This is a genomic window from Dactylosporangium sp. NPDC051541 (assembly GCF_044454505.1).
Classification (GTDB): domain Bacteria; phylum Actinomycetota; class Actinomycetes; order Mycobacteriales; family Micromonosporaceae; genus Dactylosporangium.
Genome location: NZ_JBITDU010000013.1, coordinates 277,780 through 288,108, shown reverse-complemented (window position 1 = coordinate 288,108; position 10,329 = coordinate 277,780). Strand labels below are relative to the sequence as shown.

The 10,329-nt window shown below is 71.3% G+C and carries 9 protein-coding genes; 3 read left to right on the top strand and 6 right to left on the bottom strand.

What is annotated here, in order from left to right; all coding sequences use genetic code 11:
- Window positions 1–318 precede the first annotated feature (318 nt).
- Entirely contained in the window at window positions 319–993 is a 675-nt protein-coding gene (locus ACIA8L_RS42880; protein WP_395913864.1) for a glycosyltransferase family 2 protein, read from the top strand.
- A 333-nt stretch (window positions 994–1,326) separates the two neighbouring features.
- Here the strand turns inward: ACIA8L_RS42880 and ACIA8L_RS42875 are convergent, their stop codons facing one another.
- A complete protein-coding gene (locus ACIA8L_RS42875; RefSeq protein ID WP_395913862.1) occupies window positions 1,327–1,899 on the bottom strand; it encodes a TetR family transcriptional regulator in 573 nt (190 codons plus the stop codon).
- A 91-nt stretch (window positions 1,900–1,990) separates the two neighbouring features.
- Between ACIA8L_RS42875 and ACIA8L_RS42870 the strand changes: the two genes are divergently transcribed.
- On the top strand, window positions 1,991–2,953 hold the full coding sequence (locus ACIA8L_RS42870; protein ID WP_395913861.1) for an aldo/keto reductase: 963 nt from the start codon (window positions 1,991–1,993) through the stop codon (window positions 2,951–2,953).
- Window positions 2,954–2,956: 3 nt separating this feature from the next.
- Here ACIA8L_RS42870 and ACIA8L_RS42865 read toward each other — a convergent pair whose 3' ends face one another.
- The 4 genes from ACIA8L_RS42865 to ACIA8L_RS42850 form a co-directional block, all read right to left on the bottom strand.
- Window positions 2,957–3,733: a D-Ala-D-Ala carboxypeptidase family metallohydrolase gene (locus tag ACIA8L_RS42865; protein ID WP_395913859.1), complete on the bottom strand. Its 777-nt coding sequence runs from the start codon at window positions 3,731–3,733 to the stop codon at window positions 2,957–2,959.
- A 64-nt stretch (window positions 3,734–3,797) separates the two neighbouring features.
- Complete coding sequence (locus ACIA8L_RS42860) at window positions 3,798–4,121, bottom strand: ATP-binding protein (protein ID WP_395913874.1); 324 nt, start codon at window positions 4,119–4,121, stop codon at window positions 3,798–3,800.
- Entirely contained in the window at window positions 4,118–6,589 is a 2,472-nt protein-coding gene (locus tag ACIA8L_RS42855; RefSeq protein ID WP_395913858.1) for an EAL domain-containing protein, read from the bottom strand. Before ACIA8L_RS42855 ends, ACIA8L_RS42860 begins: the two co-directional genes overlap by 4 nt.
- 70 nt (window positions 6,590–6,659) lie before the next feature.
- A complete protein-coding gene (locus tag ACIA8L_RS42850) occupies window positions 6,660–7,904 on the bottom strand; it encodes a cupin domain-containing protein (RefSeq protein ID WP_395913856.1) in 1,245 nt (414 codons plus the stop codon).
- A 101-nt stretch (window positions 7,905–8,005) separates the two neighbouring features.
- Between ACIA8L_RS42850 and ACIA8L_RS42845 the strand changes: the two genes are divergently transcribed.
- Window positions 8,006–8,590: a carboxymuconolactone decarboxylase family protein gene (locus ACIA8L_RS42845; RefSeq protein WP_395913855.1), complete on the top strand. Its 585-nt coding sequence runs from the start codon at window positions 8,006–8,008 to the stop codon at window positions 8,588–8,590.
- 253 nt (window positions 8,591–8,843) lie between these two features.
- Here the strand turns inward: ACIA8L_RS42845 and gltX are convergent, their stop codons facing one another.
- On the bottom strand, window positions 8,844–10,292 hold the full coding sequence (gene gltX, locus ACIA8L_RS42840; protein ID WP_395913853.1) for a glutamate--tRNA ligase: 1,449 nt from the start codon (window positions 10,290–10,292) through the stop codon (window positions 8,844–8,846).
- Window positions 10,293–10,329: the final 37 nt, after the last annotated feature.

Here is a 10,329-nt window from a genome sequence, read left to right as displayed (position 1 = left end):
TGTACGAACGGCGCTTACGAGGAGGCATACGGACATCCTTCCAGCAGAACCCCCGGCCCTGCTAACTCGGTGTCCACTTTCCGGGGGGAACCTCAGTCACACTCCTGCAGCCCCGCGAACAAGGCCATCACACTCCTGCACCGCCGCGAACAAGACGGTCACACACTCCTGCACCGCACGAACAACCGGCGACCACACACCGCTGCGGCGCCACGGACGACTGACGGTCACACTCCCGCAGCACCGCGAACAGCCGGCGGTCGCACTCCGGCGGTGGAACGGTGTTCGATCAAGGGCCGCTGCGGGTATCGACGCTGGATGATTGTGCTGCTACCGGTGTTCCGGCCGTCATTTCACCTGGTCGAGCTGCTCATGGCGGTTGGCGATGGGGCGCGTGTCGTGGTTGTGGACGACGGCAGCGGTACCCAGGGAGCCAGTATTTTCGACACGGTCCGTGAGCGCGGCGGCACGGTGTTGTCCCACCCCGTGAACCGAGGTAAGGGCGCCGCGCTCAAGACCGGATTCGCGCACATCGCACAGACGTGGCCGGACAGTGCGGTCGTGTGCGCGGACGGTGACGGGCAGCACAGTGCCGAGGACATCCGGCGGGTCGCCCGGCACACGGAGGTGACCGGGCACATCACGCTCGGTGCCCGCCGGTTCGGGTCCGGGGTACCGCTGCGCAGCCGGTTTGGCAATCTGTTCACGGCCGCGCTGTTCCAGACCGCGAGCGGCACCCGGATTCGGGACACGCAGACGGGGCTGCGGGCGTTCCCGGCGGCGCTGCTGCCGTGGCTGCTGACCGTGCCCGGCGACGGATTCGACTACGAGATGCAGGTTCTGCTCGCCGCGATCAAGAACGGACAGCCAATCGACGAGGTCGACATCGCGACGACATATCTGAACGGCAACGCGTCATCACACTTCGGCGCGCTGTCCGACTCCGCCCGGGTGTACCGCCCACTGCTGCGCAGCATCACCCGTCGGCAGTGACGCACCGCATCATCCACCGCCAGTCACGCGGCATTCCGTCGCCGGCAGTAACGCAGCACATCACCCAGCCGGGAGTCACACACTGCATCGCTTGCCGCCGGTAACGCACTGCGCCAACGCGCCGACAGCCGCAGCATCCACGCCGCTCGGAGTAACGCACTGCGTCACCCAGCCGGCAGTCATGCAGCCTCCCAGCCGCGAGGCCGTCACGCACTGCGTCACCCGCTGGAAGTCACGCAGCATCACCACACACAGTGACGCAGCATCAATCGCCGACAGTGACGCAGTGTCAGACAGTGACGCAGTGTCACCGGCCACGGGTCGCGCTCTGGATCAACTGCCGGTTGTGACGCTGTCGAAGGCCAGGTCCAGGACGTCGGCCAGACTGCCGCCATCGGCGATCCAGCCGGCGTAGGCGGCGTCCAGGCAGGACAGCGCGGCCAGCACGATGGCCTGGGCCGGCACGTCGCCGCCGGGTGGATCGCCGAGGCGGCGGCGCATGATCGGGGTCAGGACCCGCGACCAGGCGAGATGTTTCTCCAGGTTGCGGGCCCGCAGCGAGGCCGAGCCGTTGACCACCCGCATGACCCGGCGGCTGCGCGCCGCGTTCGCCTCCGACAGCTCGACGATCGGCTGCAGGGCCGAGCGCATCGCCGGCCACGGCGGCTCGAGGGCCGGCCGCTCGGCGAGGGCGTCCGCCACCAGCCGCCCGAGGCCGGTCGCGTCGCCGATGACCGCGTCCTCCTTGGCCGGGAAGTAGCGATGGAAGCTGCGGCCCGAGATGCCGGCCGCCGCGGCCACCTCGTCGACGCTGGTGGCGTCGAAGCCGCGCTCGTCGAACAGCTCGAGGGCGCGCTCGGCGAGGGCGGCCCGAACCGCCTCGCGTGTTTGTTCCCGCAGCCCCACGTGATCAGCGTAACCCGCCGCCAAAGTTGTCAGCCACTGACAGGTTCGGCGTAGGGTGACAGTGACGGCTCCGACGGAAGGTATGGACAACATGCGACAGCGCACACTCGGACAGCAGGGGCTGAGCGTTTCCGAGCTCGGGTACGGCGCGATGGGCATCCACCTCGCCTACGGCCCCAGCGACGAGCAGGAGGGCGTGGCCACCATCCGGCGCGCCTACGAGCTCGGCGTCAACTTCTTCGACACCGCCGAGCTCTACGGCTGGGGCGAGAACGAGAAGACGGTCGGCCGCGCGGTGAAGGACTTCCGCGACGACATCGTCATCGCGACCAAGTTCGGTTTCACCCGCGACTTCGGCTTCGACAGCCGGCCCGAGCACATTCGCGAGGTCATCGACAACAGCCTGCGCTACCTCGGCGTCGACCACATCGACGTCATCTACCAGCACCGGGTCGACCCGACGGTGCCGATCGAGGACGTGGCCGGCACGGTGAAGGAGTACATCGACGCGGGCAAGGTGAAGTACTTCGGGCTGAGCGAGGCCGGCGCGGAGACGATCCGCAAGGCCCACGCCGTGCAGCCGGTGTCGGTGCTGCAGACCGAATACTCGCTGTTCGAGCGGGACATCGAGGCGCTCTTCCCGACGTTGACCGAGCTCGGCGTCGGGTTCGTGCCCTACTCGCCGCTGGGCCGTGGTTTCCTCACGGGTACAGCGAAGCCGGCCGACCAGTACGACAAGTCCGACATGCGCCGCACCGACCCGCGGTGGCAGCCGGGCAACTACGAGAAGAACCTGGAGGCGGTCGAGCGCCTCACCGCCCTCGCGAAGACCAAGGGCGCCACGGTTTCCCAGCTGGCCCTGGCCTGGCTGCTGACCCGCGGCGAGCACGTGGTGCCGATCCCGGGCACCCGCAGCGTCGCCCGCGTCGAGGAGAACGTGGCCGCCGCGGACGTGGAGCTGAGCAAGGAGGACCTCGCCACGATCGACGAGATCCTCCCGACGGGCGGGTTCGGTGCCCGTTACGCTGGCGGCCGTACCCCCACCTGGGTTTAGCGCTCAGTCGTCGCCCAGCGGGTCGAGGCCACCGTCCAGGCTGGCCACGCCGCAGTTCGGGGCCGACCAGAAGCGCGCCGGGCGACCGTCCACATGGGTGTGATCGTTGTGATCGGGGTAGCCGGGCCCGAGAATGCCGGCGAAACCGTGGTTGCGGGCCTCCTGGGCGAGCTGGCACAGCGTCCGGGAGCCCGACACCAGATCGGCGGCGTCGCCGTACAGGTGGCGGCTGCTCGATGCCCCGCCGACCGCGCTGTTGCACGAGGCGCTGCGGAATCCGCTGGTGACGGTGATCGATACGTCGCCGAGCGCGTGCCGCAGCGCCTGCAGCTTCCACATGGTGACCAGGGCGTTGGCCTTGGCGGTGGCGGCTGAGACGTTGCCGCCGGCCCAGGTGCTGTTGCAGTTGTTAAGTTCGGCGTACGAGAAATTGGTCGGCGTACAGTCTTCGTCCTGCAGCGCGTAGATCTTCGTGAAGGTCTGCGGGCCGGCGATGCCGTCCGCGGTCAGGCCGTAGGCGCTCTGGAAGCGCTGCACGGCGGACTTGGTGGCCGGGCCGTACTGCCCGTCGAGGCCCAGCACCGCGCCCGCGCCGGGGTAGCCGGCGACGCGGATCTGCAGCTGACGGACGGCTTCGCCGGAAGAGCCCGGCGCGAGGGTACCGCTCCAGGTGTAACACCCATCGGCGAGCGCGGGCGATGCGGACACAGCCAAAACTGTTCCGGTGGTACAGAGTGCAAGCAGAACGGCGGCGGCCAGTCGGCCGAGGCGACGACGCATGCATCGAAGTATTCGGATGCATCGGGCGCCGGTCAACGTCCTAAAGGGAAAGGTAAAGCAACGATCAGCGTCCGATGTGGACGCGGATCGCCGTGCCGGACGGGCCCGTACACAGCTCGACCAGATCGCACATCCGGTGGGTGAGCAGCAGGCCGCGGCCACCCTCGCTGTGCACGGTGACCGGCCGGCGACCGGCGAGCGGGTCGCGGATCACACCGCCGTCGGCGACCTGGAGCACGAGAGCGTCCGCGGCCGTCCAAACGTGCAACGTGCAGCCGCCGGCCTTCGCGGCGTCGCCGAGCTCGAACGCGACTACGAGATCACCATCGACGGCTGCTCGCCGCCGCCGTCCGCGAGCGCTTTCACGACGACAACGATCGGTGCTCAGGCCGCGACGCGGGAGCGGGGCAGCACCGGCTGGGGCCTCGCGAACAGGTAACCCTGGGCCTGACCGCAGCGCAGCGCCCGCAGCCGGACCGCCTGGCCCTCGTCCTCGACGCCCTCGGCGACGCAGCTCAGGCCCAGGCCGTGGGCCAGCTGCACGATCGTGTCCACGAGCACGCCCGAGCTGTCGTCGCTGTGCAGGTCGCGCACGAACGAACGGTCGATCTTGATGATGTCGACGGGCAGGCGGCGCAGGTAGGCCAGGGAGGAGTACCCGACGCCGAAGTCGTCCAAAGCCACCCGCACCCCGAGCCGGCGCAGTTCGTTGAGGCTGCGCGCGGCGGCGTCGAGGTTGTCGATCAGTGCCGACTCGGTGACCTCGACGACCAGCGCGTGCGCGGGCACCCCGGCGCTCGTGAGCGCTTCGCGCACGTCGACGCCGAGCGTGCCCGCGGCGAGGTACTCCGCGGACACGTTGACGTGCACGTCCTGCCTCGGTTCGAGCACGCGGTGCGCACCGATCGCGCGCACGGCTGTGCGGAGCACCCAGCGGTCGATGTCCGGGAGCAGCCCGGCGGACCGCGCGGCGGGCAGGAACTTGTCCGGTGCGAGCAGACCCAGCCGCGGATGCTCCCAGCGGACCAGGGCCTCGGCCCCGAGCGGGGTCCCGCTGTCCAGATTGACGATCGGCTGATAGACGAGCCGCAGCTGATCGCCGACGACGGCCGTGCGCAGGTCCTCCTCGAGCGCCCGCCGCGCCTGCAGCTGGGCCGCCAGCTCGTCGTCGAAGATCCGGTAGGCACCCTTGCCGAACTCTTTCGCCTGGTAGAGGGCAGCGTCCGCGTCGCGCAGCAGCGCCTCACCACCGCCGCCGGGCCGGGCGCTGGCCACACCGATGCTGGCCCGGACAGCCCCGCCGGCGAACCGGGCCAAAATATCCCGGGCCAGCGCCGCCCCGCCCGCACCCGAGAGCAGAACCGCGAACTCATCGCCACCGAGCCGGGCCGGCGTGGCCGCGACCCCCGAGCCGAGATTGGCGGTCGCCGCACTCCCGGCGCTCATGGCCGCCGTCGCCGCACTCCCCGCACTCAAAGCGCCCGCCACCGCACTCCCCGCACCCAACGCACCCGTCGCCGCGTTCCCCACGCCCAATGCGCCCGCCACCGCACTCCCCGCACCCAACGCACCCGTCGCCGCACTCCCAGCACCCAACGCACCCGTCGCCGCGTTCCCCACGCCCAATGCGCCCGCCACCGCACTCCCCGCGCTCAAAGCGCCCGCCACTGCGTTCCTCGCGCTCAAAGCGCCGCTCCCCGCGCTCCCCGCGTTCAAAGCAGCCGTCGCCGCGCACAGGTGCCGCGCGGTCTCGCGCAGGAGCTCGTCGCCCGCGGCGTGCCCGTGCGTGTCGTTGACCGCCTTGAACCCGTCCAGGTCGATCAGCAGCAGTGTCGCGTCCGGTCCGGCGCGGTCGAGCGCGGCCTGCAGACCGGCACGGTTGGGCAGCCCGGTGAGCGGGTCGTGCACCGCATCGTGCGCGAACTGTGCACGTTCCCGCTCGAGGTCGCGGGCGAGGGCGGCGTTCGTGCGCAGGGCCAGGAACTGCCGGGCGAGGACGCCGACGACCATGATCACGGCGGCGGCCACGGCCGGTAGGTCGACCCTGCCCTTGGCCGCGGCGTTGGCGATGAACAGGGCGAAGGCGATGACCGGCAGGTACGGCAGGGCGGTGCCGAGGGCGGCGGACGTGGTCACGGCCCGGTCGGGCAGCGGGGCGAGCGGCGCGACGGCCAGCAGCGCGGCCGCGGCGACGTAGCCGCCGAGCACCCACGGCCGGGCCCAACCGGCCCCGCCGACCTGGGCTCCGACCTCGAACAGCAGGTCCGCGGCGAGTACGACGATGCCGCCGCTGATGACCGAGAGCGCGTTCAGGCGGCGGATCGACTGGCCGGACAGCTGTGTGAGCCCGGTCGCGAGGACGGCGACGGCGCCGATCGGATACGCCAGGTCGGTCAGCGCCGCCGCGGAACTGCCCGTCACCCGGCCCAGCGGGCCCAGGATGAGCAGCCAGGACACGCCGAACAGGCCGCTCGCGGCGACCAGCCCGTCGAGCGCCAGCCGCAGCTTGCCGGCGGCCGTGCGCGGCGCCGTCGGCACCGTGAGCATCGCGAGCACGGCCAGGACGAGCGCGGCCAGATTGAGCACATCGGCGAACGTGCTGCGGCCGTCGCCGATACCGCTGACGATCGACGGGACGCCGACGGAGATCTCGGCGTACGCCCAGCAGGCCAGGGCGGCCGCGGTGATCCACCAGACCTTCGGGACCCGGCCGCGCCGCCGCCACGCGTACCCGGCGTGCAGGGCAGCACCACCGGCGGTGAGCAGCATCATGCAGACGCTGTAGATCCGGATCATCGTCGACCCGCCCGCGTGCAGCCCGGCCTCGGCCGCCGCGAGCAGCAGGGCCCCGGTCACGAGGGCGAGTCTTACCACGAGCCGGAGATCGGCCGCCGTAGAGAAAATCTGAAGGCTCGGCGGATGTGATCTACGCCAGCACGAGCGCCGCTTCGCGTAGGAGCCGCCGGGTGAGCACGATCCGGTCGGCGTCGTCGAGGCCGGGAAGATCACCGACGCGATGCGCGCGCCCGTCCATAACTGTGCGCACAGCGTCGGCACAGCTCTCCGGCAACGACAACGAACGATCCGGCAGGTGTACTGCGATGCGCCCGCCCGAAGGGTCGTCGAGCCGGACCGGCAGCCCGGGCCGAGCCGTGACCCGGACCTCGGGGCCGAGCGTGGACAGAGCCGAGGCCTGGGCGATCGGGCGCAGCGGCCCCGGGCGGGCGGCCGACCACGTCTCCCCGCGCAGCTGCGCGGCCAGGTCCTCGGGCGTCACCGAGTCGAGCCACTCGTGCAGGGCCGCGACCGTGTCGGCCAGGGCCGGGGCGAGCGACTTCGCGTCGGCCGGGTCGAGCCCCATCGGCAGCCCGGCCCGCAGCCGCGGCTCCCGCACCGCCAGCCGCTGCAGGGCGTCGAGGAGCGTGAGCCGGGTCGGTGCGTGCAGGCCGATCGTGAGGTGCAGCGACCACTCGTCGACGGTCGCGGCCGAGTGCAGCCAGCCGCGCGGCAGGTACAGCGCGTCCCCGGCGGTCAGCACCGTGTCGATGACGGGCTCGCCGCTGGCGGCCGCGGCGACCTCCTCGGCGACGCCGCCCCACGGCTGCCGCGGCACGGGAGCGTCGAGGACGGGCGCGTGGATTCGCCAGTGCTTGCGCCCGCTGACCTGCAGGACGAACACGCCGTGGGTGTCGTAGTGGGGGTCGAAGCCGCGGCTCGACGGCGGCGTGAGGTACGCGTTGATCTGCACGGGTGTGCCCAGCTCCTGGCGCAGCGTGGACGCGAACGCCACCAGCGGCGGCCACATCCGGTGCAGCCCCTGCAGCACCAGGGTGGCGCCGTCGGCGAGCAGGGCGAGAACCTTCTCGTCGCGGACCTGGTCGCCGATCTCGGCCCCGGCCCCGCCGCTGCCGGTGTAGCGGGCGGGCGGGATGACGTGCCCGTCCTTGGCCATCCGTACGAAGGGCGTGCGCAGGGCCCGGCCGCCGAGCAGCTCGTCGACGCCGTCGAGGTCGAGCAGGTCCAGGTAGTCGCCGAGGGCGGGCGAGAGCAGCGGGGCGCGGTCCCAGTAGTCCGCCGCGAACTCCTCCGCCCCGGCCGCCACACACCGCTGGAGCGCGCCGCTGACGACGTTGCCGCCGATGAGACTGACGCCGTCGTCGCTGCGCTGCATCGCCAGGGTCCTCCTGCTGTCCGGAAACCGACGGGGTGACGTCGGAATACCCACGCCCGCACGGTCCAATCCCGCGGTATGCCGGCGGCACAATCGAGGGCATGATCGGATTCCTGCACGACCCGGAGCCATCGGCGGGCGCGGAGCGGCTCTACGCCGACGACATCGACGAGCTCGGGTACGTCATGAACGTGTCCAAGCTGTGGGCGTACGCGCCGGACGTCTGTGACGACCTGTTCGGCCTCATGCGCTCCGCGGTCGCCGGCCGGCTGCCACTGCGGACCCGGGCGATCCTGGTGGTCGCGGCGACGTCCGCGTTCGGCGACTCCTACTGCGCCCTGGCCTGGGGCGAGAAGCTCATCGCCGAGACCGCCACGGACACGGCCGCCGGCGTCGTCACCGGCGCGGACACCGGGCTCACCGACGCCGAGCGGGCCCTGGCCGCCTGGGCCCGGCGGGTCGCCCGCGACCCGGCCGCGACAACGGAGGCGGACGTGGAGACGCTGCGTACGGCCGGCTACAGCGACGCCGACATCTTCGCGATGACCGTCTTCATCGCGCTGCGCATCGCGTTCGCCACGGTCAACGACGCGCTGGGCGTCCAGCCGGACGCACAGCTGGCCGACCGGGTGCCGGCCGAGCTGCGCGCGGCGGTGACCTTCGGGCGTGCGCCAGCCCGCCCGTGATCACCGCCGCCGCAGCACTACTCAGACCGTGCAACCCGCCGCAGCACCGCTCACGCGGTGAAACCCGCCGCAGCACCGCTCACGCGGTGAAGCCCACGGCCGCACCGCTCACGCGGTGAAGCCCGCCGCAGCACCGCTCACGCGGTGAAGCCCACGGCCGCTCAGCTCACGCGGTGAAGCCCACGGCCGTTCAACTCACGCGGTGAAGCCCGCCGCAGCACTGCCCAAGCTGCGAAGCGCGCGGCCGCTCAGCTCAGGCCGTGATGCCGGCCGCGGCCTGGCGGAGGCGGGCGACCGTGCGGGCGACGCCGAGGGCGACCATCGTGTCGTCCAGGGGCGGCGAGACCGGCTTGCCGACCAGGGCCAGCCGGGCCGTCATGAACGAGCGGCGGCGGTTGAGGCCGGACTCGGCGACGATGCGGTCCAGGGTGGCGGTGATCTGCTCCTTGTCGAACGGGTCGAGCTGCTCGAGGTTCTTCGCGAACGCCTCCAGCTGGGTCGCCGCGTCCGGGGCCGGGAGGCCGTGCTTGGCCAGGTCGGCCGGCTGGATCTCGACGGACTCGGCGGCCAGCCAGTCCAGCTGCTCCGGGATCTCGATGAGCTTCTTCGTGCGCTCCCGCAGCGGGATGACGAGCGGGCGGATGTCCTCGCGGGTCAGCCCGGCCGGCAGGAACGGCTCGGCCGCGGTCAGGAAGCTCTCGTCGTCAAGCGCGCGCAGGTAGTGACCGTTGAGCCAGTTGAGCTTGTCGATGTCGAAGACCGGGCCGACGGGGTTGACGCGGGCGAAGTCGAACGACTCGACCATCTCGTCGAAGGTGAAAATCTCCTGGCCTTCGGGCATGGAGTAGCCCATGAGCGCGAGGAAGTTGACCAGGGCCTCGGGCAGGTAACCCTCCTCCTGGAACCACTTGAGCCGGGCGGCCGGGTTCTTCCGCTTGCTGATCTTCGAGCGGTCGTTGTTGCGCAGCAGCGGCATGTGCGCGTAGGTCGGGGCGGTCCAGCCGAGCCACGTGTAGAGCAGCAGGTGCTTGGCGGTGGAGCTGATCCACTCCTCGCCCCGGATCACGTGGGTCACGCCCATCGCGTTGTCGTCGACGACGACGGCGAGGTGGTAGGTCGGGAAGCCGTCGGCCTTCATCAGGACCTGGTCGTCCGGCTCCGGCGGGGTGATCTTGCCGCGGATGAGGTCCTCGAACGCGATCCGCCCGTCGGCCGGCACGAGCATCCGGATCACCGGCACCTCGGTGAACCCGGGCAGCTCGGCCCGCTCCTCGCGGGTCTTGCCATAGCACAGCCGGTCGTAGCCGGTCGGCATCTTCAGCTGCTGCTGGCGCTCGCGCATCTTGGTGAGCCGCTCGGACGAGCACCAGCACAGGTAGGCGTGCCCGTCGGCGAGGAGGCGCTCGGCGACCTCCTTGTAGACCGGCAGCCGCTCCGACTGCCGGTATGGCGCCGCCGGCCCGCCCACGTCCGGCCCCTGGTCCCAGCTGAACCCGAGCCAGTGCAGCGTGTCGAACACCTGCTGCTCGCTGCCCTCGACGTAGCGCGTGCGGTCGGTGTCCTCGATGCGCAGGATGAACTCGCCGCCGTGCTTGCGCGCGAACGCCAGGTTGAACAGCGCGGCGTAGGCGGTCCCGACGTGCGGGTCGCCGGTCGGCGACGGGGCGATGCGGGTGCGAACCGGTGCCTCGGAAGTGCTCACTGACCGAATTTAGCCTACTCGCGGTTCTTGCCTGACC